At 68.1% G+C, this 23,891-nt stretch carries 17 protein-coding genes; 3 read left to right on the forward strand and 14 right to left on the reverse strand.

Annotated features, from left to right (window positions below):
* The first annotated feature begins 5 nt into the window (after window positions 1-5).
* Window positions 6-1,196: an MFS transporter gene (locus tag IEW87_RS01395; protein ID WP_188710535.1), complete on the forward strand. Its 1,191-nt coding sequence runs from the start codon at window positions 6-8 to the stop codon at window positions 1,194-1,196.
* Window positions 1,197-1,275: 79 nt separating this feature from the next.
* On the opposite strand, the gene IEW87_RS01400 is transcribed toward IEW87_RS01395, so the two are convergent.
* Genes IEW87_RS01400 through IEW87_RS01425 form a run of 6 tightly spaced genes read right to left on the reverse strand, consistent with a single transcriptional unit; the run spans window position 1,276 to window position 10,895 of the window.
* The gene (locus tag IEW87_RS01400) at window positions 1,276-4,029 is read right to left on the reverse strand and encodes an alpha-L-rhamnosidase (RefSeq protein ID WP_188710536.1); all 2,754 of its coding nucleotides are present in this window, start codon (window positions 4,027-4,029) and stop codon (window positions 1,276-1,278) included.
* Window positions 4,030-5,784, reverse strand: coding sequence for a glycoside hydrolase family 3 N-terminal domain-containing protein (locus tag IEW87_RS01405; RefSeq protein ID WP_188710537.1), 1,755 nt, complete (start codon window positions 5,782-5,784; stop codon window positions 4,030-4,032). It abuts the gene before it with no gap.
* Window positions 5,781-6,626, reverse strand: coding sequence for an ATP-binding cassette domain-containing protein (locus IEW87_RS01410; protein ID WP_188710538.1), 846 nt, complete (start codon window positions 6,624-6,626; stop codon window positions 5,781-5,783). The genes IEW87_RS01405 and IEW87_RS01410 overlap by 4 nt, the downstream gene beginning before the upstream one ends.
* On the reverse strand, window positions 6,623-8,368 hold the full coding sequence (locus tag IEW87_RS01415) for a dipeptide/oligopeptide/nickel ABC transporter permease/ATP-binding protein (RefSeq protein ID WP_188710539.1): 1,746 nt from the start codon (window positions 8,366-8,368) through the stop codon (window positions 6,623-6,625). The genes IEW87_RS01410 and IEW87_RS01415 overlap by 4 nt, the downstream gene beginning before the upstream one ends.
* Entirely contained in the window at window positions 8,365-9,306 is a 942-nt protein-coding gene (locus IEW87_RS01420; RefSeq protein ID WP_188710540.1) for an ABC transporter permease, read from the reverse strand. The genes IEW87_RS01415 and IEW87_RS01420 overlap by 4 nt, the downstream gene beginning before the upstream one ends.
* A 47-nt stretch (window positions 9,307-9,353) precedes the next feature.
* Window positions 9,354-10,895: an ABC transporter substrate-binding protein gene (locus IEW87_RS01425; RefSeq protein WP_188710541.1), complete on the reverse strand. Its 1,542-nt coding sequence runs from the start codon at window positions 10,893-10,895 to the stop codon at window positions 9,354-9,356.
* A gap of 119 nt (window positions 10,896-11,014) precedes the next feature.
* Between IEW87_RS01425 and IEW87_RS01430 the strand changes: the two genes are divergently transcribed.
* Window positions 11,015-11,605: a TetR family transcriptional regulator gene (locus IEW87_RS01430; RefSeq protein WP_188710542.1), complete on the forward strand. Its 591-nt coding sequence runs from the start codon at window positions 11,015-11,017 to the stop codon at window positions 11,603-11,605.
* 112 nt (window positions 11,606-11,717) lie between these two features.
* On the opposite strand, the gene manD is transcribed toward IEW87_RS01430, so the two are convergent.
* From manD to IEW87_RS01470, 8 genes are read right to left on the reverse strand one after another with little or no spacing between them, the layout of a single operon-like run.
* Window positions 11,718-12,953 (reverse strand): D-mannonate dehydratase ManD, encoded by a 1,236-nt coding sequence (gene manD, locus IEW87_RS01435; RefSeq protein WP_373285124.1) that lies wholly within the window; start codon window positions 12,951-12,953, stop codon window positions 11,718-11,720.
* The gene (uidA, locus tag IEW87_RS01440) at window positions 12,953-14,764 is read right to left on the reverse strand and encodes a beta-glucuronidase (protein ID WP_188710544.1); all 1,812 of its coding nucleotides are present in this window, start codon (window positions 14,762-14,764) and stop codon (window positions 12,953-12,955) included. Before uidA ends, manD begins: the two co-directional genes overlap by 1 nt.
* Before the next feature lie 26 nt (window positions 14,765-14,790).
* Window positions 14,791-16,086 (reverse strand): mannitol dehydrogenase family protein, encoded by a 1,296-nt coding sequence (locus IEW87_RS01445; protein ID WP_188710545.1) that lies wholly within the window; start codon window positions 16,084-16,086, stop codon window positions 14,791-14,793.
* The gene (gene uxaC, locus IEW87_RS01450) at window positions 16,083-17,501 is read right to left on the reverse strand and encodes a glucuronate isomerase (RefSeq protein ID WP_373285079.1); all 1,419 of its coding nucleotides are present in this window, start codon (window positions 17,499-17,501) and stop codon (window positions 16,083-16,085) included. The genes IEW87_RS01445 and uxaC overlap by 4 nt, the downstream gene beginning before the upstream one ends.
* Window positions 17,498-18,346 carry an ATP-binding cassette domain-containing protein gene (locus IEW87_RS01455; RefSeq protein ID WP_188710546.1) on the reverse strand — a complete coding sequence of 283 codons (849 nt, stop codon included), beginning with the start codon at window positions 18,344-18,346 and terminating at the stop codon, window positions 17,498-17,500. The genes uxaC and IEW87_RS01455 overlap by 4 nt, the downstream gene beginning before the upstream one ends.
* Window positions 18,343-20,118 carry a dipeptide/oligopeptide/nickel ABC transporter permease/ATP-binding protein gene (locus IEW87_RS01460; RefSeq protein WP_188710547.1) on the reverse strand — a complete coding sequence of 592 codons (1,776 nt, stop codon included), beginning with the start codon at window positions 20,116-20,118 and terminating at the stop codon, window positions 18,343-18,345. The genes IEW87_RS01455 and IEW87_RS01460 overlap by 4 nt, the downstream gene beginning before the upstream one ends.
* Entirely contained in the window at window positions 20,115-21,056 is a 942-nt protein-coding gene (locus IEW87_RS01465) for an ABC transporter permease (protein WP_188710548.1), read from the reverse strand. The genes IEW87_RS01460 and IEW87_RS01465 overlap by 4 nt, the downstream gene beginning before the upstream one ends.
* A gap of 27 nt (window positions 21,057-21,083) precedes the next feature.
* The gene (locus IEW87_RS01470) at window positions 21,084-22,622 is read right to left on the reverse strand and encodes an ABC transporter substrate-binding protein (protein WP_188710549.1); all 1,539 of its coding nucleotides are present in this window, start codon (window positions 22,620-22,622) and stop codon (window positions 21,084-21,086) included.
* A gap of 188 nt (window positions 22,623-22,810) precedes the next feature.
* Here IEW87_RS01470 and IEW87_RS01475 point away from each other — a divergent pair, with 188 nt between their 5' ends.
* A complete protein-coding gene (locus IEW87_RS01475; RefSeq protein WP_188710550.1) occupies window positions 22,811-23,836 on the forward strand; it encodes a LacI family DNA-binding transcriptional regulator in 1,026 nt (341 codons plus the stop codon).
* The last annotated feature ends 55 nt before the right edge of the window (window positions 23,837-23,891 follow it).

Here is a 23,891-nt window from a genome sequence, read left to right on the forward strand (position 1 = left end):
TTCGCATGTCTTCAGTCGTTCACGCGGGAACCGCGCGGCGCGCCGGGCTGGCGCAGGTCATCATCCTGTTGGCCGCCGCGTGCATGCCCGTGATGGCCGCCACGCTCATCACGCCGGTCCTGCCGCAGATGCTGCAGCACTTCTCCGACGTCGACGGCTACCGGGTGCTCGTGCCGATGATCGTCGGCCTTCCCGCACTCATGGTGGCCGTGTTCGCGCCGTTCGCGGGACAGATCGTCGACCGCGTCGGCCGCAAGACCCTCATCGTCGTGGCGCTCGTCGCCTACGCGTTCATGGGCGTGATCCCCGCATTCGTCGACGGCCTCACGATGATCCTCCTCTCGCGCCTCGCACTCGGCGTCAGCGAGTCGGCGATCATCACGGTCGCGACCGCGCTGATCGTCGACTACTTCCACGAGGACCACAAGCGCAACCGCTACCTCGGGCTGCAGGGCGCGGCCGGCGCGATCGGCGCGACGGTGTTCATCATCGTCGGCACCATCCTCGGCACGCAGGGCTGGCGCGCACCGTTCTGGATCTACCTCATCAGCCTCGTCATCGCGCTGCCGGCGCTCTGGCTGCTCTGGGAGCCGCGGGCGGCGGCCACGGGCGAATCGGTCGAGCGGGGCCGGATCCCGTGGGGGCGCCTCTGGGGCCCACTGATCGTGACCGTCTTCGGCGGCATCACGTTCTACGCGCTCGTCGTCAACCTGCCGGAGATCGTCGCCACCGTCGGCCAGCTCGACGCGGCGAGCCCGGCGATCGGTGGGCTCGCGGCTCTCGCCTCGGCCGTCGTGGCGACGGGCGGCATCGTGTTCCCGGCGATCAAGCGCCGACTCGATCACCGGGTCGTGCCGCTCGCGTTCGCGCTCCAGGCCGTCGGCCTCGTGCTGCTGTGGCTCCTCAGCCCGCTCGGCATCCCGGGCGTCGTCGTCGGTGCGCTGATCGCGTCGTTCGGATCCGGCCTGTTGCTGCCCGGCTTCCTCACCTGGGTCGTCGTCCGTGCCGGCTTCGCGGAGCGCGGCCGCGTCACCGGTCTGTGGACCGCGGCGTTCTTCCTGGGCAACTTCCTCGTCGCCCCGGTCGTGAATGGCATCGGCGCGAACATCGGGATCGTCACGGCGATCGGGATCTTCGGCATCATCGCAGCCCCCATCGCGGTGATCACCTGGGTGGCCTCCCGGCCCGGACGCTGAGCTGGATGCGGCCGGGGAGATCCCCGGCCCCGCGACCCAGAAGAGGGGCGCCGGACACGGTCCGGGCCCCTCTTCTGTTTCATCGTGAGTGCAGACCCCGACGCTCGTTCAGCGCCATGAGGCGCGCGGCGATCTGATCCTGCACGTGCGGGGGCACGTCGAACAGTCCTGCCGGAAGCGCATCCTGCAATGTCCATTCGATCCGCCGTCGCAGCGTCGCCGCGAGCTCAGGACTGAAGGCCTCGATCGGTTCCCAGATCGCCGCTCGCGCCTCGGCATCGTCGACGACGTCGCGGAACGTCGACCAGAACGCGACGGGAGCGAAGACCTCACTCTGCTCGACGATCGTCCACGAGTGGTCGCCCGATCCGACGGACAACTTCCGCCCGTCAGGGAGCTCGACGTCGGCGGTGGCGTGCGCCGGCACGCGCAACCGCAGCCGGACCTGTGCGCCCTCGCGCCGCCAGCCGCCCTCGATCCGACCGGAGGGCGAGAACAGAGTCGCCTCGACATGGTCGAGCTCGCGGCACACCACCGGCGCGAACCGAATCACCCGGTAGGCGTCTGCCGCAGGCGAGATGCCCGCCAGCCTGCGGTAGAGCCAGTCTGCAACGGCACCGAACGCGTAATGGTTGAACGACGTCATCTCGCCGGAATTGATCGTGCCGTCAGGCTGCAGCGAGTCCCATCGCTCCCAGATCGTGGTCGCGCCCATCGTCACGGGGTACAGCCAGGAGGGGAAGTCGGTCTGAAGCAGCAGCCGGATGGCAGCGTCTCCATGTCCGGTGTCGGCGAGAGCATCGAGGATCAGCGGCGTCCCGACGAAGCCGGTAGCGATGCGGTAGCCGTTGCGGCGGGTGAGATCGGCCAGCCGCTCCCCCAGCTTCTCGCGCATCGGCTGGTCCGCCACGATACCGAACTGCAATGCGAGCGAATAGGCCGTCGGCGAATCCGACGCCATCCGACCGGCGGGCGTGACGTAATGCGCCAAGAACGCTTCGCGGGTGCGCTCAGCGAGCGCACGATAACCGTCGGCTCCGTCGACCTCGAGCCGTGCCATCCACCCGGCCACCAGCGAAGCGGAGCGGAACAGGTGTGCGGTGGCGACGATGTCACGGGCGGTCTTGGCCGCTCCGGGCGCGTCCGACGGGGCGTCCGGGTCGAGCCAGTCGCCGAACTGATTGTGGTTCTCCCAGACGCCGGCGGGCCCGACGAACGGCACGATCGCGTCGACCCACGAGCGCATGCTGTCCAGCTGCCGCGCGACGATGCCGGTGTCGCCGAGGCGCCCTGCGAGGACGTCCGGGATCACCGTCGCCGCATCGCCCCACGCAGCCATGGGACCGACCGGGAAGCGAAGCACATCGGGCACGACGAATGGCACGATGCCATCTCGCTGGGACTGCTCCGCCGCGAGATCGTCAAGCCAACTGGCGAGAAAACCGGCGCTGTCGAAGAGCGTCGTAGCGGTCGGTGCGAACACCTGTGCGTCGCCGGTCCACCCCATCCGCTCGTCGCGTTGCGGACAGTCTGTGGGCACGGAGAGGAAGTTTCCGCGCATCGACCAGAGCACATTCTCATGCAGCCGGTTGAGACCTTCATGCGACGAAGAGAACCAGCCGGTGCGGCGCATGTCGCTGTGCAACACGACCGCGCGTACGCATTCGGGGTCGAACTCGGCGGGCCACCCAGTGATCTCGGCGTACCGGAAACCGTGGAAGGTGCCGCGCGGCTCGATCGTGCACTCGCCGCCGCCCAGAATGATCCGGTCGGTGGCGGCAGCCCGACGCAGCGGACGCGTCGCCAGCTCGCCGCCGTCGAGCACTTCTGCGTGCCGAATGACGACCTCGTGACCCGCCGGCCCGTCGACGGTGATACGGAGGCGGCCGACCAGGTTCTGCCCGAAGTCGAGGATCAGCCCGCCCGATGCCGAGCGCAGCACCTCCTGCACGGCCAGCTCGCCCGTGCGCCGCACCGGCTCCGAGATGCGCGCGACGGGGACCAGGTCGTCGAGGACCACCGCAGCCGGCGAGCCTGATTTCTCTCCGACGAGGCGCAGGTCGATGCGCTCGCCCTGGTAGATGCCGGATTCGACGATCTCACCGTCGCCAGCGGCCGTCCAGTCGGCGCCGGTGCGGATCACCTCACGCGAGCCGTCGCCGTATCGCAGGTGCAGTTCGAGAGCCGCCGACGGCTGGTCGCCGTAGACGCGAGTGCCCGTCGGACCGAAACCATATTCTTCGGTGTACCAGGCCCCGGTGACCTCGATCGAGAGCCGATGCTCGCCCTCCACGAGCCGGGCGGTGACATCGACCGAGTCGTGCAGCACGCGCGAATCGTAGCTCGTCCAACCGGGCCCGAGCACGCTGTCGTCGATCTCGCTGCCGTCGATCTCGACGGTCGCCGCGCCGAGGGCGGCGACGTGTACGACGGCGTCGACGAGACCTGGTCGGATGTCGATCGTCCGACTGAGCAGGACGGGCTGAGCGGGGCGCTCCGGAGCGGCGAGGCCGATGAACGGAGCCTTCCAATCAGCGACGATCGCGGAGCGCACCGGCAGCGGCGCGGACCACGGCGTCCAGTCGCCGGCGGCCGACTGCGCGCGCACGCGCACCTCGTGGGGTGCCTCGTCGAGATCGGCAAACGGCCAGCCGACGAAGACGTTGGCGGTCGTGTCGAGGACGGCTGCTTCATCGTCGTCAAGGCGAACCTCGACGCGCCGCTGCGACCAGCCGGGCTCGTCGGTCTCGACGACCCACGAAATCCTCGGGCGCGCGGTTGCGACGAATGGAGAATCGCTGCGGTATTCTGCGCGGAGCGCGATCGTTGTCATTCAGGCGTCCTTCATAATGTCGAGTCCATGGCCGAGCGGGAAGAGCGGGTCGACGGTATCGGCACCGGCGTCCGGGGCGGCTGCCTCGACGGCCGCCATACTGCGCGGCAGCTCGAACGGGAGTCGACCTTCGGGCGGAACGACGCCGGTGAGCGCATCGATCAGCGCCGCATCGCTGGCGCCGAAGTCACCGACCAGCGCGGCCGCGTGCGGCTCGATCTCGGTGAGGATCGCGGGCCGTGTCAGCGTCACGACGACCACGGTCGGCGCGTGCGCGGCGACGCGAGCGATCTCGGTGACGTCCTCGTCTGGAAAATCGAGCGAGCCCTGCTGCATACCGGCTTCAAGGAAGTAGGTGTCGCGCGGCTCGAACGGAGCGGTCCGGCGAATGAACGCCAGTTCCGCCTCCTCCAGCGAAGCGACGGTCCAGCCGTCTGGGAGGGCGTCGGGCGACACCCCGTCGAGGTAGACGCGGTGAGCCCTCCGGATCGGCAGGGTCGCGGCCTCGTACTTCAACACGGTGACCGCCCGACTCTGCGCCCGCCGACCGGCCGCGACGTCCGCAACCCGCGGCAGCACGTACGCGTCGGGCCGCCGCGCTAACTCGGTGTCGGCCAAGCCCATCCGAATGAGCACGGTCGCGGTCCGGGCGGCCGCGGTCGTGATCGTCTCCTCCGAGACGGCGCCGGAGGCGACCAGGTCGAGCACCGCGGCGGTGTCGTGCTCACCGCCGAACTGGTCGACACCGGCTGCCAGCAGGGCCGCGTATCGCTCACCGACGCTGAGGTGTTCCACTCCCCAGGCACGGGCCGGGAACGGCTTGCCGAATACCTCGGCGTCGGTGACGAGGCCGAAGTCGCTGAGCACCATGCCGTCGTAGCCGAGCTCTTCGCGCAGCAGCCCGGTGATGATGTCGCGGTTATACCCGAAGCCGACCTCGGGAATGGCGCGGCCGCCACGGCGCAGCCCGACGGGCACGCCGTAGTAGGGCATGATTGCCGCGGCGCCCGCGTCGATCGCCGCACGAAACGGCTCGAGATGCTCCTCGAAGCGGCCCGCCGGATAGACCTGCTCGCGTCCGTAGGGGAAGTGCGGGTCCTCACCATCGAGTTGCGCGCCACCGCCAGGGAAGTGCTTGACCACCGCCGCCACACTCTCCTCGCTGAGATGCTCGCCCTGTAGCCCCTCGAGGAATGCGCGCAGCAGGCGGGAGGTCTCGCTTGGCAAGGTACCGAAGCTCTGCGCCTGACGCGCCCAACGTGCCTCGGTGGTGAGATCGACCTGCGGGTGCAGCGCCATCCGAATTCCCATGGTGCGATAGTCGTCGCGGACGGTGCGGCCGAAGCGACGCACCTCATCCGCGTCGCCGATTGCACCGAGACCGAGCGGCTCGGGCCACTGCGAGACACCGTGGGCGGCGTGCGCTGCGCCGGCGTTCTGCACGAAGGAGTGGCGCGGATCGGTCGAGAAGACCAGCGGCAGGCCGTTCCCCTCGTCGCGCGCGAGGGTCTGCAGCCGGTCGGTGACCTCAGCGGTCTCGGCAGGCGACGGTATCGCACTGAGGCAGAAGAAGCGGATGCCGCGATCGATGATGAGCTCGCGCAGGGACGGCCCCAACGGCGAAGGCTCGTCGAGGTCCTGTCCGGCGCGGAGCATCACGATCGGATGGAAGAGCAGGCCGACGCGATCGGCGACGGGCAGCGCCTCGACGAGGGTCCGTGCCTGCTGGTCGATGGCGAGGGCTTCGATGGTCATGCAGCGGCCTTTCGGAGAGCGAGCTCGGCGCGGCGCTCGGCCTGTCGCGCGGGGTCGGCGACGGGAGAGGCCAGCAGGAGCCGCTGGGTATAGGGGTGTTGGGGAGCTCCTGTGACGGTCTCGCCGTCACCCCATTCGACGATCTCGCCGCCCTGCATCACAGCGACGCGGTGGCTCAACGCGCGCACCACGTTCAAATCGTGCGAGATGAAGAGATACGCCACGCCGGTGCGCTGCTGCACCTCGAGGAAGAGTTCGAGCACGCGGGCCTGCGTGGTGAGGTCGAGGGCTGAAACCGGTTCGTCGCACACGATCAGCTTCGGCTCGAGCGCGAGCGCCCGTGCGATCGCGACGCGTTGGCGCTGGCCGCCGCTGAACTCGCGCGGCAGACGTCCAGCGGCATCGCTCGGCAACCCGACCAGGTCGAGCAGGTCGGCAATGCGGCCGCGAGCAGCGGCGGCCGAGACGCCGCGGGCGCGCAACGGCTCGGCCAGTGTCTCGCCGATGCTGAGCGCGGGGCTGAGGGACGAGTACGGATCCTGGAAGACGACCTGGATGTCGGCGGCGAGCGCGCGACGGCGCTCGCGGGGACGCAGCGTGTCGATGCGGCGGCCGTCGAACGCGATCTCCCCGCCGGTGACCGGCGCGAGCCCGAGCACCGCCCGGCCGAGCGTCGACTTGCCCGAACCGGACTCGCCGACCAGGCCGACGGTCTCGCCAGCGCGCACATCGAGGCTGGTCCCGTGCAGGATCTCGGGCGAGGAACGCCGCAGACCGCGGCCCGGGTAGGCGACGCGCAGATCGCGCACGTCGAGCAGGGAGGCGGTGGTTGCGGTGCTCATGACAGCTCCATCGGCTCGAGGGGCCCGCGCGCCGGCGCGTCATCGAGCAGCGCGTCGAAGAGGCCCCGGGTGTAGGGGTGTCGCGGGTCGGCGAACACATCGGCAACGGCGCCGCTCTCCACGATCGCGCCGTCGCGCATCACAGAGACCGAGTCCGCGAGGTCGGCGACGACGCCGAAGTTGTGCGTGACGAGCAGCATCGAAAGACCGCGTTCCGCGCGGAGCTCACGCAGCAGCTCGAGGATCTCGGCTTGGACGGTCACATCGAGGGCGGTGGTCGGCTCGTCGGCGACGATCAGGTCGGGCTCGAGCGAGACCGCGCCGGCGATCAGCACGCGTTGTGCCATGCCGCCGGAGATCTGGTGCGGGTAGAGACGGAACGTGCGTTGCGGATCGGCGATGCCCACGCGCGCCAGCAGTTCCAGCGCGCGTCCGCGCGCCCCCGACCTCGACAATCCGAGCGCGAGGCGCAGCGGTTCGGTGAGCTGGGCGCCCACTGTGCGCGCGGGATCGAGGTTCGACATCGGCTCCTGCGGGACATAGCCGATCCGACGGCCGCGCAGACGTGCGCGCTCGTTCTCGTGCAAGCCGCTCAGGTCGCGTCCGTCAAATCGGATCGAGCCGGCGACGATCTCGCCGCCTTCAGGGAGCAGACCGAGCACGGACCAGGCCGTCTGGGTCTTGCCCGAGCCGGACTCGCCGATGAGCGCGTGCACCTCGCCCCTTCCGATCTCGAGAGAGAGCTCGTGGACGACGGTCTTCCATCCGGTGCCCTGCCGGTAGGCGACAGCGAGGCCATCGATCTCGACGAGCTTCTCGCGCGCATCTGATGCGGCGTGAACGATCGACGATGCGGCCTCTTGCTGCGGCTGCCATGCGTCGGCGCGGCGGCGCGGGCTGTCACCGGTCTGCTCGAGCTCGTCGCGCAGTGCCGTGCCGAACAGGTTGAGCGCGAGGCAGGTCAGCGCGATCACGGCGCTCGGCCAGATCATCAGCAGCGGCGTGCGCGAGATGTTCGTGAAGCCGTCGCTGAGGATCCCACCCCAGGTCGGCAGCGAACTGTCGCCGACGCCGAGAAAGTCGAGGCTGGCCTGGATCGCGATGGCGACCGAGAACAACCCGGCGGTGAGCAGGATCGCCGGCGCGCGCACCACGGTGAGAACATGCCGACCGAGGATTCGCAGATCGCTCAGACCGGCGACCCGCGCGGCATCGATGTACAGCTCGGCGCGCACTCCCTGCACGGCGCCGTAGACGATGCGGTGGTATGAGGGCGCGAGGATCACGCCGAAGACGACCATGATCGCCCAGATCGAGGGGCCGATCACCGCGCGTGCCGCGAGCAGCACGACGATCGCTGGCAGGGACAATACGGCTCCCGCGAACCAGTTCGAGACCAGGTCGAACCATCCGAGCCGGTAGCCCGCAATGAGGCCGGACGTCACTCCGATGACGGCCGCGACTGCGACCGCGACGAAGGCACCGGCGAGACTGACCGACGTGGCCACGACAAGCCGCGAGAGCACATCGCGCCCTGCGCTGTCGCCCCCGAGCAGGTGGTCGCCGCCGGGCGGCGCGAGCACCGATCCGAGGTCGACCTCGTCGGCGCCGAACGGGACGACGAACGGCCCGACCACGGCGACGAGAGCGAGCAGCGCCAGATAGGCCGATGCAACGGCGCCGAGCGGATTGCGGATGAGCCGCGCCGCGACGGGGCGGCGGCCGTGGTTCACGGACGTCATGAGACACGCACCTTCGGGTTGAGAACGCCCTGGAGCAAGTCGACGATGAGGTTGATGACGAGCACGAGCAGCGCGGTGGACACAATGATGCCCATGACGAGCGGAACGTCGCCCTGTAGCGTCGCCGCGACGGCGGCTTGGCCGAGACCCGGCAACGAGAAGACCTGTTCGACCACGACCGCGCCGCCGAACATCACGATCACCTGCAGGCCGAGCACGCTGAGGGCGGGACCAGCGGCGTTGCGGAGCACATGCCTGTAGACGACGCGGCCATGGGGGATGCCGCGCGAGCGGAGGGTGCGGACGTAGTCGAGGCGGAGCGAGTCGATCATCGCACCGCGCACCTGCTGCGCGACGCTCGCGATGGCGCCGAGCGCGAGGGCGATGACCGGCAGAGCGATCGTAGAGAGCCAGCCGACGACCGATGTGCCGAACGGGATGTAGCCGGTGGCCGGAAAGATGCGCAGAGTGAGGCCGAAGATGAAGACGAGGAAGAGCGCGATGAGGAAGCCCGGCACAGCCGAGACGACGACGATGATCACCTGGATGATCCGGTCGGCCGTTCCGCGCTGGCTGGCCGCGAGCACGCCTACGAGCACACCGACCACGGCCGTCAGAATCGTCGCTCCGAGGGTGAGCGAGAGCGTCACGGGGAGGCGCGTCGCAAGCGCGTCGGTGACCTCCTGGCCGGAGAACCACGATCGTCCGAGGTCGCCGACGAGCGCGCTGCCAGTCCAGTCGACGAACCGCGTGAGCAGCGGTCGGTCAAGGCCGAGCTCGATCTCCTTGCGGGCGACGATCTCGGGATCGGCGGTACTTCCGACCAGGCGCCGAGCGATGTCGTGTGCGCCGAGATAGAGAAGGAAGAACCCGAACACGCAGATCGTGATGACGGTGAGAACGCCCGCGATCAGGCGTCGGATGATGAACGAGATCATGTCGTCTCGGGCGGCGGACCCGGTTCTCACCGGGTCCGCCGGTCCTTTCAGTTGGCGGGCGTGATGTTCCAGAGGTAGGGCACGGCGTTGTCGCTCTGCACCACGGCCTCGGTGTCAGCGTTGGTGATGAACGCCGAGTACGGACGATAGATCGGCGCGTACCACGCCTGCTCGACGATGTACTCGTTGAGCGCCTTCGCCGCGGCATCCGCTTCAGCGCCCTCGCTGGCGCGCACCGTCTCGGCCAGTTCGAGCATCTCCGGGTCGCTAGCTTGGAAGACGTTCCACGTCGACTCGGGGAGCATCGAGAACTGGATCGTCTGCCAGGGCGTCGGATCGATCTGCAGGACGAACGAGAACGCCGCCCAATCGCCGCCGAGCATCCGGCCGAACAGGTCGTCGCCGGTCGACTCCCACTCAACGTCGATGCCGACCGCGCCGAGCTGCTCAGCGTAGATCGCGAACTCCGACTCCGGCACGAAGTCGTTACTCGGCATCACCAATGTGAAGCCGTCGGGATAGCCGGCGTCCGCAAGCAGCTCCGTCGCCTTCTCGGGATCGTACGGGTAGCGCTCATCGAGCTCTGCGTCATAGGCAGCTGAGTTCGGCGAGAACACCTGCGTCGTCGTCGTGCCGAGGCCTCCGGCGAGCGCCTCGAGCAGACCCTCGCGGTCGAGCGCGTGGTTGAACGCCTGCCGCACGCGCACGTCGCCGATGGCTTCGTTGACGGCACCGTCGCGGTCGGAGAGCAGGAAGCCGGTCCAGTTCTGCTCGTAATTCTGCACCGTGAAGCCGGCTGCCTCAGCATCCGCGCCCTGCGTCGGCGACTGCGTGTTGGCCGCATCGACCTGACCGCCCTTGACGGCGTTCATGAGCGCGGTCGGGTCGCCGTAGAACGTCATCTCGATCTCGTCGTAGTGCACGCTCTCGGCGTCCCAGTAGTCAGGGTTCGCGTCGAAGACGTACTTCGAGCCGACGACGCTCTCCCCGGCATCGAGCGTGTAGGGACCCGAGCCGATCGGCGAGGTCTGCGCGTCCTCAGCGTCGAACATCGCCGGGGCGCCCACCAGGCCCGCGTTCTGGCTGAGGTAGACCGGCAGAGCGGGGTCGGGAGCCTCGAGCGTGACAACAAGGGTGGTGTCGTCGGGCGCCTCCGCGGCGGTCATCCCGGAAAGGAAAGCGGCATTCTCGCTGGTGCCGTCGCGGAAGCGCGTCAGATTATCGGCGGCGACCTGCGCCGTCAGCGCGGTCCCGTCACTGAACTCAACACCGTCCCGCAGGGTGAGCGTTAAGGCCGTACGGGAGTCGTCCCAACTCCATTCGGTCGCCAAGCCCGGAACGACCGTGCCGTCAGCGTCGGTGCGGAGCAGCGTGTCGTACACGGCCTGCAGGTACGGCGACTGATTCGCCCAGGAGGCCTCCCAGGGCGCGAACGAACTGAGCTGGGTGACCACGCCGAGGCGGAGCTCGGTTTCATCATCACTATCGGCGTCGCCCGGAGAGGCAGCGGGGTTAGCGCAGCCAGACAGGGCCAGCGCGGTGATCAGGCCGCCGGCGACGACTGCTGCGAACTTGGTGCGGTGCGACATTGCACATCCTTCCGATGGAAACGGGCGCGGCCACGGGCGGACCACTGAAGGGAAGCTAACACGAAAATCTTACTCGACAAACATTTTCAAAGAATTCGCCAATCTGCTAGCTTCACCGGGTGAGCGCACGTCGAAAACCCCGCGGCGAATACGCGAAGACGCCGAAGACACGTGAAGCGATCCTCGCGTCGGCGTTCGCCGTGTTCTCACGAGGCGGGTATCTCAACAGTTCGATGCGCGAGATCGCCGAAGGCGCCGGGATGACCGTACCCGGCATGACCAACCATTTCCCCACCAAGGCGGTGCTGCTCGAAGCTGTGCTGCGCGAGCGCGACGTCGACGCCGGTGCCCACCTCGCAGAGCGCACCGGCGCGGACCTGTTGCGCGGCGTGCTCGAGATCGTCACCCGAGACGAGGCCGACCATAACCTCACCCAGCTGTTCGCCGTGCTCTCCGCTGAGGCGACGATGACCGAGCACCCTGCGCACGAGTATTTCACGCAACGGTACGAGCTCGTGATCGACACCGTGCGGCGCGGATTCTCGGAAGCGGCCGAAGCCGGCGAACTCCGCGAGGGCATCGCCCCGGACGCTGCCGCGCAGTACCTCGTCGCCCTCTCGGACGGCCTGCAGTTGCAACGTCTGTACCGCGTCGGAGAACACTCGCAGGCACACCTCATGCGCGGGTTCCTCGAGGGCCTTCTGCGCTGACCGAGGCGCGCGCCTCGGCGCGCCCGAAACTCACCTCACCTGTCCTCACGCACGGCGCCACGTCGGCTGCGAAACGACTCACGCAAGGTCGGTTCGCAGCCATTGACGTTCCCTACCAGTCATGCACCGTTCCGTCTGCGAGGCGGTTGTATGGCAAGTACGCCCGCTCGTACGGATACCTGCCTGCCTCGTCAACATCGAGCTCGACGCCAAGCCCGGGTTTGTCGCCCGGGTGGAGCAGTCCGTTCTGCCACGTGTAGGACTGCTGGAAGACCTCGTTCGTCTTGTCTCCGTGCGGCATGTACTCCTGGATGCCGAAGTTGTGGATGGAGAGGCCGAGGTGGGCTTGGGCGGCCATCCCGACCGGCGAGATGTCGGTCGGACCGTGAAAGCCAGACTTGACCTGGTACTGCGCGGCATAGTCGATCGTCTTCTTCAGCGGCGTGATGCCTCCCATATGCGTGACCGCGCCGCGCACATAGTCGATGAGTTGGTCACGAATGAGATCTTTGAAGTCCCAGATCGTATTGAAGATCTCACCGATCGCCAGTGGCGTGGTGGTGTGCTGTCGCACGAGGCGCAGCGCCTCCTGGTTCTCGGCGGGCGTGCAGTCCTCGAGCCAGAACAGGTCGTACGGCTCGAGTTCCTTTCCGAGCTTCGCCGCCTGGATCGGCGTCATCCGGTGATGCCCGTCGTGCAACAGCGGGATCTCGGGACCGAACTCGTTCCGGACGGCCTCGAACACCCCGGGAAGGTGCCGCAGGTACGCGCGGGTGTCCCAGTCCTCCTGCACGGGCAGTGCGCCGCGCCGGGCGGGCTCGTGGTCGTAGCGTGCCGCGCCGCCGCCAGCAGCGGCGGACTGGGAGGCGATGCCGTAGATCGCCTTCAGGCCGGGGATCCCGGATTGGATCCGGATCGCCCGGTAGCCCTCGTCGAGATGCTCACGCACGGAGTCGAAGAGCTCCGGGAGCTCCTTCCCCGACGCGTGCCCGTACGCGAGCAGTCCATCGCGGGAGGCCCCTCCGAGCAACTGGTGCACGGGCATCCCCGCGAGCTTGCCCTTGATGTCCCACAGCGCCATATCGACCGCGGCGATCGCTGCCATCGTGACGGGGCCACGGCGCCAGTATGCTCCCCGGTACAGGAACTGCCACGTGTCCTCGATGCGCTGCGGATCACGTCCGAGCAGCAGCGGCACGACGTGCTCTTTCAGATACGCCACGACCGCGAGCTCGCGCCCATTGAGCGTCGCGTCGCCGAGCCCCGTCACGCCGTCGGAGGTGGTGATCTTGAGCGTCACGAAGTTGCGATCGGGACTGGTGACGATGACGTCGGCCTTGTCGATCATCACGCGTGGTCTCCTGGCTCGGGGGCGGCATTCCGCGTCGGAGCGGTCGCCCACCGAGAGCGCAACAGGTGCGCCGCTCGCTTCGGACGGCGATCGCGTGTGAACACGCCCTTCTTGTTGCCATCGACGCGGATGATGCCCGGCGACGTCTGGAAGTCGGCAAAGTTCCACACCTGTTCCCCGACGACAGCGGGCACGCGGTCGAACACGCGATGGTACATGTCCAGCAACTCGGCCTGGTACTCCTCCGTCCACGACTGAACGTGGACGGAATGCAGTCCCGCGAGCGTATCGGCGCCGTACTCAGCGATGATGATCGGCTTACCGTGGGTCTCTTCCCACCCGCGCAACTCGCGCTCAAGACGCGTCTCCGCCGCACTGAGGTTGGCATTGTCGACGTACCAGCCGTAGTAGCGATTGAGGCAGATAACGTCGAAGAGATCGACGATCGCATCGTTGTGGAAGCTCGCTCGTAGCTCGTTCACATAAGCGATCGGCCGTGTCGGGTCGAGCTCGCGCGTGAGGGCCGCCAGCGGCTCGAAGTAGTCGCGCGCGGCCGGCTCGACGGCCTCCGGTTCGTTGGCGATCGACCAGAGCACGACGCTCGGATGATTCTTGTCACGGGCAACGAGTTCGCGGATCGCCTGCGCGTGTGCGTCCCTCGTGCGCTCGTTGAACATCGTCGGGCTGAACGCCGGTTCGCCAGCCTGACCGTGAACACCGCCCCCGAGACCGAGGTTGAGACCGACCGCGGCCGTCTCGTCGATGACGACCATGCCGTGCTTGTCGGCATAGTCGAGCACCTCCTCCGCATACGGGTAGTGCGATGTGCGGAACGAATTGGCGCCCGACCACTCCATGAGGGCGAAATCATGCACCAGCAGGGCATCGTCGTGTCCCTTGCCGCGCACGGCACTGTCCTCGTGCTTGCCGAAGCCCCGGAAGTAGAAGGGCTCGCCATTGATCAAGAACTCGGCGCCGCGCACCTCGACCGTGCGCACGCCGAACGGCTGGCGATACACGTCGACGAGCTCTCCGTCGTCCGCGAGCAGTTCGACGCGCAGGTCGTAGAGGTTGCCCTCGCCCGGGTTCCAGAGGCGCGGTTCCGAGAGCTGCAGCGTTCCCGCGGCCCCGTCGCCGTGGGCGACATCGCGCCCGTCCTCGTCGACGATCGCGACGCGGACCGCCGATCCGCCCGCCGTGTCGACGCGGTAGGAGACCGTTGCTGCAGATCCCGACGCCTCCTCCGTGACGATCGTGACGTCCGTGACGCGCTCCTTCGGCGTCGCGACGAGACGAACGTGCCGAGCGAGACCCGCGTAGTTGAAGAAGTCGTGGCGATACTTCTGGTGCACGGCCCCGTTCTCGTCCTCCTGCAGGAATCCCGGCGGGATCGTCTCGTTCGTGAGCTCGTTGTCGACACCGATCGTCAGCCGAGCGGTTCCGCCGGCCTCGACGAGGTCGGTGATGTCCGCCTCGAATGGCGTGTAACCGCCGATGTGCTCGGCGACGAGGTCGTCGCCGAGGTAGACACGACCACGGTGGGTCGCTGCGTCCACGCGTACGACGATTCGCTGCCCTGCCCAGCCCGCGGGGATCCGGATCTCACGCTGATACCAGACCCAGCCGACGTGCATACGCGTCGCGTCATCGGTGAACAGATCGTTGTAGCTCGCAGGGACAGCCGCGTCGCGGCCGCCGGCGAGCGGCGCCGTCCACGGCCGTGCCCCGGGCGACGGTCCCGCACTGAACGACCAGATCCCGTCAAGCAGTCGTGCATCGCGCGTCTCGGAGTCCTGTGGTTTCAACATGTCTTCTCCCTCTCTCATCTGCATTGTCATCGACGGCGGCGGAGCGCATCCACACGCTCAACGACCGGCGTGAAGTCTTCGGACACTCTGGCGAACAACCGCGATGAGTCGATGCCCTGTCCCTCGGCGTCCGCCCACGCGGCGAGCGCCGCGAGACAGCCGGACGCATCCCGGCCGGCCGCCAGCTCTCGCTGGAGCACGGGGAGGATCCGTGCCCGCACCTTGATGCCGGCACCCTGCGCGATCTGGGCGAGGCGGTGCTCGATGCGCGGGTTGAGAAACCGCGCCATGAGCGCATCGCGATAGTTGTCCGCCTCGAGTTCGGGCGCCAGGTGCCGGCTCGCCTCGTCCCAGAATCGCTCGACGAGCCCGCGCACGGTTGCGTCCGCCATGGCGCTCGCAACCGTCTCGTGCCCTCGCGCGGGGCCGACCGACGCGAGGATCGTGTGCGCCCCGTTCAACATCCACAACTTGCGGTTCTCGAAGGGCTCGATGTCGTCGACGAATCGCGCGCCGGCGCGCTCCCACGCAGGCCGCCCCGCGGGGAACTCTCCGGCGAGGACCCAGTCGTGGAACGGCTCGGCGACCACGGGCGCGTGATCGACGAATCCGGTGAGACGCTCGGCAAGCGCGTGGTCGTCGTCCGTCGCGGCGGGGGTGATGCGATCGACCGACGTCGACACCATCGACACCTCCGCCTCGATGTAGGCGCGCAGCTCAGGGGCATCAGAGGCGAGTCCCAGCAGGGCCTCACGGACGACCCGGCCGTTACCGGGCAGATTGTCACACGGCACGACGGCGATCGGGCCCGCACCCGCCCGACGGCGCGCCTCAAGTGCCATCGCGAGGCGTCCGAGTGCGGTACTCGGACGAGGTGCACGAACGGGATCGCGCGTCGCCGCCCGGAGTGCAGCCCGATCCGCGATCACGGCGTCATCGGATCCGTCGAGGCGGCCATCGGGCCCCAGCAGATACCCGGCCTCGGTGATCGTCAGCGTCACGATGGCCGTCGTCGGTGCGGCGATGGCGGCGGCGAGCGCCTCGAGATCTCTTCCGTCGTGCGCGCGGGCGATGGATCCGATGATCTCGGCACTGTCGCCGTCCGGCCCGCGCTCGACGAGCGTGAACAGGCCGTTCTGCTCGGCGAGCGGCACGGCCGCGGCGGGGCTGCGGCCCGTGAAGGCGGCGATGCCCCAATCATCTCCCGCACGCGCGGTGAACCAGGCCTGGTGGGATCGATGGAAGGCACCGAGCCCGAGATGCACGATACGAACGGGCGGGGCGGATCCGAGGCCCGCAGCGACGCGGGTGAGCCGGGTCACAGCTTGAACACCTCCCGGGGCTGGCGGTCGACGAGATCGACGATGATCTCCCTCGCGCGGGCGAGGGAGATCCGCCCCTCCGCGACGTAGCGCGCGAGGAAGGCGGCCTCGGAACGGCGGGCGACGTCGTGGCGCGCAGGGATCGACAGGAAGGCGCGCGTGTCGTCGATGAACCCGGATCCGCGGGAGAACCCGGCCGTCTCGGTCACCGCCGCCCGGAAGCGACCGATCGCGTCGGGCGCATCGAGGAACCACCACGGCGCACCGATGAACACGGATGGATAGAAACCCGCGAGTGGCGCGATCTCACGCGAATAGGCGGTTTCGTCGATCGTGAACAGCACCAGATGGAAGTCGCGTTCGAGGCCGTGCCGTTCGAGCAGTGGACGCAGCCCGCGGGTGAATTCCACACGAACCGGGATGTCGTGGCCTGAGTCAGGACCGAAGTCGCGGAACGTGACACTGCTGTGATTGCGCTGCACGCCGGGGTGCAGTGTCATCACCAGGCCGTCGGCGACGCTCATACGCGCCATCTCGACGAGCATGTGACCACGGAACTCGCGCGCCTCGGCAGGTGACAGCTTCCCGCGCACAGCCCGCCGGAACAATGCCGCGGCGTCGTCGGCGTCGAGCACGGTCGTGTAGGCGTCGGCGACGCCGTGATCGGCAGACACCGCGCCGCGGGCGACGAAGTGCGCCCGCCGCTCCTCGAGCGCGGTGATGTACCCGCGGTAGTCGTCGACGGCGATACCGTGTTGATCCGCAAGCCGCGCGACGGCATTGGCGAAGCCGGGCGCCTCCGGATCGATGTACTTGTCGGGGCGGAAGGTCGGGAGCACGCGACCGCGGAACGTCGGATCCGCCGAGATCCGCCGGTGCGCGTCGAGGTCGTCGAGCGGATCATCCGTCGTCGCGAGCGCCTCGATCCGGAAGCGCTCGAACAGCGCACGGGGCCGGAACTCCGGCGTCGCGAGCGACCGGGAGATGCGGTCATAGATGATGTCGGCTGTCGCGGCCGAGGGCACCTCGGAGACAGCGAACACGTGCGAGAACACGTGCTCGAGCCAACCGGCCGATGCGGTCCCAGTGAACAGGCCCCAGCGCGCGCAGAAGATGCGCCACGCCTCACGCGGATCCGCCGCGGTGCCCCCCACGCCGAGCTGAGCGAGGTCGACGCCCGAAGCGTGCAGCAGCCGAGTGACGTAGTGATCGGGCGAGAGCAGCAGACTGGTGGGATCCGCGAACGGTTCATCGTCGGCGATCCACTCGGCCGGGACGTGGCCGTGCGGCGAGAGGATCGCCAGATTCGCGACCTCCGAGAACAGCTCACGCGCGATGTCACGGGTGCGGGGGTCGGCAGGGAACAGCCGGTCGGGGTCGAGATGCAGGTGCTCGGTCGTCGTCATGTCACTCATGTGCGCACCCCTTCGAACTCGGCAGGGTCGAGCCGCTGGAACGCCTCGCGGCGCGCTCGTTGCTCATCGGGGTCGATGACGGGCGAGGCCAGCAGCAGCCGCTGCGTATATGGATGCGTCGGCGCGCCCGCGATCTGCGCGGCCGGCCCCTGCTCCACGATATTCCCGCGGAAGAGGACGGCGATGTCGTGGCTCATGTGCTTGACGACGTCGAGGTCGTGCGAGATGAACAGATACCCGACGTCCGTGTCCTGCTGAATCTCGAGCAGGAGGTCGAGCACGCGCGCCTGCGTCGACAGATCAAGCGCCGAGACCGCCTCGTCGCACACGATGAGCTTGGGCTTCAATGCGAGGGCCCGAGCGATCGCGATGCGCTGCCGTTGGCCACCGGAGAACTCCCGCGGAAGGCGGGAGGCGGCATCGCTGGGCAGGTGCACGCGGTCGAGCAGCTCGCCCACGCGCGAGTGCGCCGCCGAAGCCGCCGTGCCCTGCGCGACGAGGGGCTCGGCGAGGATGTCGCCGACCTCCATCGCCGGATTCAACGAGCCGTACGGATCCTGGAAGACGACCTGGAGGTCGCGGGAGATCTCCCGACGGCGGCGGCGCCGCGAGATGCGACTGATATCGCGCCCGTCGAAGGTGATCGTGCCGCCCGTGACGGGCGCGAGACCGAGCGCAGCGCGCCCGATCGTCGTCTTGCCCGAGCCGGACTCGCCGACAAGCCCGAGCGTCTTCCCGGCCGCGACGGACAGGGAGACTCCGTGCAATGCCCGAAACGGCTTACGGAGGAAACCCGAGCCGGGGAACTCCACGACGAGGTCGTCGACGGTGAGCAGCGCGGTCATTCCGCACCTCCCTGATCGGTGGTGGCGAGCAACGGCGTCAGAGGCTCGCGCCCCGCGACGGTCGACGCCAGCAGATGCTTCGAGTACGGGTGCTGCGGGGCGAGGAGCACGTCGCGCACCGCGCCCTGCTCGACGATCTCGCCCGCGCGCATGACGACGACGCGGTCCGCGAGATCGGCGATGAGCCCGAAGTTGTGGCTAACGACGATGATCGCCATGCCGAGCTCCTGCCGCATCTCGCGGAGCAGCTCGAGCACCTCGGCCTGCACCGTGACGTCGAGGGCCGTTGTTGGCTCGTCCGCGATGATGAGGTCGGGATCGCAGCTCACGGCGCCGGCGATCAGCACGCGCTGGGCCATACCGCCGGAGAGCTCGTGCGGGAAGGCGCGCATGGTGCGCTCGGGGTCGGGGATGCCGACCCGCTCGAGGAGCGCGACGGCCCGGCGGCGGGCTTCCGCACGCGAGATCTTGAGGCCCTTCACCATCGGGCGGGTCAGTTGGGCTCCGACCGTGAACGCCGGGTCAAGGTTCGACATCGGCTCCTGCGGGATGTACGCGATGCGCGTGCCGCGCAGCGCGCTGAGGGCGCGCTGGTCGGTGCCGCCGTCGGCCGAGGCGGTGCGCACGCCGTCGAAAGCGATCTCCCCGCCGACGATGCGGGCGGTCTCCGGGAGGAGGCCGAGGATCGAGAAGGCGGTCTGCGTCTTCCCTGAGCCGGATTCACCGACGATCCCGAGCACCTCTCCGCGGTCGACCGCGACGCTCACGTCCTTCACGACCGCGTTCGTGGATCCGTCGGCACGGGGGAAGCCGGTGTGAAGCCCTCGCACCTCGAGCAGGTGCTCGGACGACACCTCGACCAGCGGGCCGCTCTTCCGGCCGCCGCCACGCTTCGTCGGCGGCGCAATCGTCGATCCGCCCTCCAGGGCGTCGCGAATCGCGTTTCCGAGCAGCACGAGCGAGCCGATGGTCAGCCCGATCGCGAGCGCAGGCCAGAGAATGAGTTGGGGCGCCGTATAGATATTGCGGAACCCGTCGCTGATCATCGCGCCCCACGTCGCCGTGAGCGGATCGCCGATGCCGAGGAACTCCATGCCGTTCTGGATCGAGATCGCGACACCGCAGATGATGGCGGTCTGGATGATGATCGGCGCGCGGACGACCGACATGACGTGGCGGCTGATGATTCGCAGATCGCCGAGACCCGCCACCTGGGCCGCATCGACATACAACTCGTTCCGCACCGACTGCACGGCTGTGCGCGTGAGACGGAAGTAGCTCGGGCTGATGAGGATGCCGAAGACGATCATCGTGATCCAGACCGAAGGGCCGAACACAGCCCGTGCGGTCAGCAAGACGATGATCCCGGGCAGGCTCATGATGAGACCCGCAAACCAGTCCGCGATGCCGTCGAACGCTCGCCCGTAGTAGCCGGCGATCAGACCAGACGGGAGCCCGATCGCGATCGCGACACCGGCGCAGAGGACCGCGGACGGGAGAGTGATCTGCGCGGAGAAGACCAGTCGGCTCCACACGTCGCGGCCCGCGCTGTCCGTGCCCAGAAGGTGATCCGCGCTCGGCCCCGCGAAGGCGTTGCCGACTTCGGCATAGTTCGCACCGTAAGGGGCGAGGAGTGGGGCCAAAACGGCGATGACGACCGCAGTCGCGAGGATCGACAGGGAGACGAGTCCGAGCGGATTGGTGAGGAGGCGACGGACGGGAGACGTCCGTGCACGCATGGAGTCGAGGACGATCATGTCGGTGCTGCTCATGAGACACGCACCTTCGGGTTGAGCCAGCCGTTCGCGATGTCGACCAGCAGATTGACGATGATGACGATGATGACCGTTGCGATCACGACGCCCATGATGACCGGAATGTCGCTCTGAGACGTCGCCGAGACAGCGGTGGACCCGATCCCCGGGATCGAAAAGATCTTCTCGACGATGACGACGCCGCCGAGCATGCCGATGAACTGCAGGCTGAGGACCGTCAGTCCCGCCGGCGCGGCGTTCTTCAGCACGTGGGCGAAGAGGATCTCGCCCTCGCCGATGCCGCGGCTGCGCAGCGTCCGAACGTATTCCTTCTCCAACTGCGCGAGCACTGCGCTGCGGAACTGCTGCGTACTGCCGGTCACCGCGCTGATCACGATCGCGATGACCGGCAGGGTCAGCGACGCGATCCATACGCTCGGAGGCGCTCCCGGCGCGATCGTGCTGACCGCGGGGAAGACATCCAGGTTGATCGCGAAGATGATGACGAGCGCGAGCGCCAGCACGAAGTTCGGCACGATGTCTCCGGCGATCGATCCCACCTGCACGGCGCGATCGACCCATCCACCCCGTACGGCGGCGGCGACACCGATCGCGGCGGCAACGAGCGCAGTGAGCAGGATCGACACCGTGACGATCACGAGTGTCACCGGCAGCCGGTCTCCGATCGTCGCGGTGACCGGCTGGGCCGTGAACCACGACGTGCCCAAGTCGCCCGATGCCGCACTCGCGAGCCACGAGAAGAACCGCTCGACGAGTGGCCGGTCGAGGCCGAGTTCCTGTGCGCGGTACGCGACCTGCTCTTCCGTCGCCTGGTCGCCGGCGAGATTACGCGCGATGTTCGTCCCGGAGAAGAACAGGAGCGTGTATGCGAGCGCGCAGATCACAAGGAGGAGGATCGCCCCCGAGACGACGCGCTTCGCGATGAACGTGAGCATTCCCCCTCCTCTCTGTTCAGAGCCCCGTTACGCGGCCGGCGTGAAGTTGTACATCGACGGGAATGCCTGCTGCGGCTGCTTGACGACGTCGATCGCGTCGCTGTCGTAGGCCACGACCTGGTCAAGACGGTAGAGCGGCACGAACCACGCGTTCTCGACGACGTATTCGTTGATCTCCTGGGCGATGGAGTCACCGTCGGGCGCGGCCTGCAGCTCCTCGATCAGCGCCGTCAGTTCAGGATCCGCGGTCTCGAAGGGGTTGTAGAGCGTGTTCTCGGCGAGCAGCTGCTGGACGTTGACCCACGGCTCGCTTTGGAAGAAGTTGAAGTAGAAGATCTCGAGCTTCTGCTGTCCGATGTCGCCGAAGATGTTGGCCATCTGCGCCGGCACGGACTCGAGTGTGATGTTCGCTTCGCTCAGCTGCTGGCGCAGCGCGGCGTGCATGGCATCCCATCCCGGGACGAGCGGCACGCTGATCGTGACGCCATCGGCGTAGCCGGCCTCGGCGAGAAGTTCACGTGCTTTCTCGGGGTCGTGCGGGTAGCGCTCGTCGAGCTCCTCGACGTAGGCGCCACTTTCGGGCCCGAACGGCTGCGCCGTCGCCGTGCCGTGTCCACGCTCGTTCTGCTCGACGAGGGCTTCTCGATCGACGGCGTAGTTGATCGCCTGACGCACGTTCACGTCACCGAGCGCCGGGTTGAGGTCTCCATCGCGATCCATGAGGATCAAGCCGTGCCAGTCGACCTGGTAATCGTCGACGATCTCGAAGCCGGCGCCCTCAGCTTGGTCGATCGTCGTCGCGTCGAGGATCGTCACGTCGATCTGCCCGGATTGCAGCGCGTTCAGGCGGGCTGACGTCTCGTCGAGAATGCGGAACTCGACGCGCTCGAACTCCTGCAGCTCGGGCGCCCAATAGTCCTCACGGGCCGTGAACACGACCTGGGTTCCGGCCACCGTCTCGCTTTCGGACATCACGTATGGGCCCGAGCCGACGGGGACGGTGTCGGCTTCCGGGGTCCCGACCGAGTCGGGGCTGGCCATGAGACCCGCGGCCTGGCTCAGGTTGAACTCGAAGGCCGGGTCCGGATCGGTGAGGTGGAGCACGACCGTCGCGGCGTCGACGACCTCGACGCTGTCGAGCGCCGCGAGCTGCGACGCCTGGCGCAACGCGTCCTGCTGAAAGTGCTCGAGGTTCGCCTTCACGGCGTCGGCATCGAACGCAGCGCCGTCGCTGAAGGTGACGTCGTCACGGAGTTCCAGCGTGAGCGCGGTACGCGTCTCGTCGTACTCCCACGACGTGGCCAGCATCGGCTGCAACTCGCCGTTCTCGTCACGACGAATCAGGCTGTCGTACGGCGCCTGGTACGGGAAGAGGGTGTGACCGACATGCGCATCCTCCGATGCCCACGAGGGGAGCGTCCCGCTGGTGCCGATCCTGAGTGTCGCGCCGTCGCCGTCCGCGGACGGATCCGATGCTCCTTCCGCCGCGCCGTCGCCTCCCGAGCACGATGCGAGGGCGAGTGCGGGCACGAGCAGCGCCGCGGCTGCAAGCTTTCTGAACGTCATTGTTCGTTTCCTTCTCTTCAGAGTATGTCGGGTCGATCGTCAATCGGTTGCCATGAGCGACCATAGTTGACGACGCCGCGCACGTCAACGACAGAATGGCCACCGGTTGTCGTATCGCGGCGAAGCACGCAGAGTTCGTGTGGCACCATGGTGAGCATACGGATCCTACGGAGGGCGAGAGAAACCGCATGGTCGACACTGGGCTGAGGCACGGCGCGAATGGCAACCGGAAGCCTTCCGCGACGATCTATGACATCGCCCGCGAGCTTGCCCTCAGTCCGTCGACGGTCTCGCGCGCACTGAATAAACCGGGGCGCATCGCGGCGAAGACCGAGAAGCGGATCCGCGATACCGCAGCCGAACTCGGCTACCGCAGCAATCCGATGGCGCGCGCCCTGCCGACGGGCCGCACGCGGATGCTCGGGCTCGTCGTGTCCGACGTGACGAACCCTGTCTTCTTCCGACTCGTGCGGGGCGCCGAGCACGCGTGCGGCGAGCTCGGGTACACCCTCGTGTTCGCTGAGTCGCAGGAGTCGGGCGAAGTCGAGTACGGCACACTCGACCGGTTGTTGCCCGCTGTCGACGGCGTCGTGCTCGCCGCGGCCCGCCTCGACGACGAGCAGATCTCGCAGATCGCCGCGACCAAGGATGTCGTGCTCGTCAATCGCCGCGTGGGGGATCTCTCCGCGATCGTCCCCGATCCGAATGTCGGCGTGACACAGGCCGTCGACCACCTCGCCGACCTTGGCCACACGTCGATCGCTTACCTCGCGGGACCCGCGACGTCGTGGATCTCGCGCACACGCGGCGAACTGCTGTTGGAGCGCGCCGTCGCACGCGGCATGACCTTCGTCGAGATCGGACCGAATTCCCCGACGCGCGACGGCGGCGAGGCGGCGCTCCGCCGCGTACGCGCGTCGGGCGCCACTGCCGCCCTCACGTACAACGACCTCATGGCGATCGGACTCCTGCGCGCCTGCCGCGAAGCGGGCGTCAGCGTGCCGGGCGGCCTCAGCGTTGTGGGCTTCGACGACATCTTCGGCGCGGATCTCACGACTCCGACGCTCACGACCGTGCGCAGTCCGCTCGGCCTCGCCGGCGAGGCCGCCGTACGCGACCTCGTGGCGACGCTCGATGGCGCACAACGGGACACCTCCGAGACCCTCGCGACGGAGCTCATCGTGCGCGAGTCGACCGGCGCGCCGGTGTCCTGACGGCGCCCTGCTCGCCGACGGTGGCTTCGACACCTCCGATGGGTGAGAGCGCGTG

The sequence above is a fragment of the Microbacterium faecale genome (assembly GCF_014640975.1).
GTDB lineage: Bacteria > Actinomycetota > Actinomycetes > Actinomycetales > Microbacteriaceae > Microbacterium > Microbacterium faecale.

Bases quoted from the DNA above. Each gene is read 5' to 3' on its own strand.
- IEW87_RS01395 (WP_188710535.1), top strand. From the start codon at position 6: ATGTCTTCAGTCGTTCACGCGGGAACCGCGCGGCGCGCCGGGCTGGCG.
- IEW87_RS01400 (WP_188710536.1), bottom strand. From the start codon at position 4,029: ATGACAACGATCGCGCTCCGCGCAGAATACCGCAGCGATTCTCCATTC.
- IEW87_RS01405 (WP_188710537.1), bottom strand. From the start codon at position 5,784: ATGACCATCGAAGCCCTCGCCATCGACCAGCAGGCACGGACCCTCGTC.
- IEW87_RS01410 (WP_188710538.1), bottom strand. From the start codon at position 6,626: ATGAGCACCGCAACCACCGCCTCCCTGCTCGACGTGCGCGATCTGCGC.
- IEW87_RS01415 (WP_188710539.1), bottom strand. From the start codon at position 8,368: ATGACGTCCGTGAACCACGGCCGCCGCCCCGTCGCGGCGCGGCTCATC.
- IEW87_RS01420 (WP_188710540.1), bottom strand. From the start codon at position 9,306: ATGATCTCGTTCATCATCCGACGCCTGATCGCGGGCGTTCTCACCGTC.
- IEW87_RS01425 (WP_188710541.1), bottom strand. From the start codon at position 10,895: ATGTCGCACCGCACCAAGTTCGCAGCAGTCGTCGCCGGCGGCCTGATC.
- manD (WP_373285124.1), bottom strand. From the start codon at position 12,953: ATGATCGACAAGGCCGACGTCATCGTCACCAGTCCCGATCGCAACTTC.
- uidA (WP_188710544.1), bottom strand. From the start codon at position 14,764: ATGTTGAAACCACAGGACTCCGAGACGCGCGATGCACGACTGCTTGAC.
- uxaC (WP_373285079.1), bottom strand. From the start codon at position 17,501: ATGAGTGACATGACGACGACCGAGCACCTGCATCTCGACCCCGACCGG.
- IEW87_RS01455 (WP_188710546.1), bottom strand. From the start codon at position 18,346: ATGACCGCGCTGCTCACCGTCGACGACCTCGTCGTGGAGTTCCCCGGC.
- IEW87_RS01460 (WP_188710547.1), bottom strand. From the start codon at position 20,118: ATGAGCAGCACCGACATGATCGTCCTCGACTCCATGCGTGCACGGACG.
- IEW87_RS01465 (WP_188710548.1), bottom strand. From the start codon at position 21,056: ATGCTCACGTTCATCGCGAAGCGCGTCGTCTCGGGGGCGATCCTCCTC.
- IEW87_RS01470 (WP_188710549.1), bottom strand. From the start codon at position 22,622: ATGACGTTCAGAAAGCTTGCAGCCGCGGCGCTGCTCGTGCCCGCACTC.
- IEW87_RS01475 (WP_188710550.1), top strand. From the start codon at position 22,811: ATGGTCGACACTGGGCTGAGGCACGGCGCGAATGGCAACCGGAAGCCT.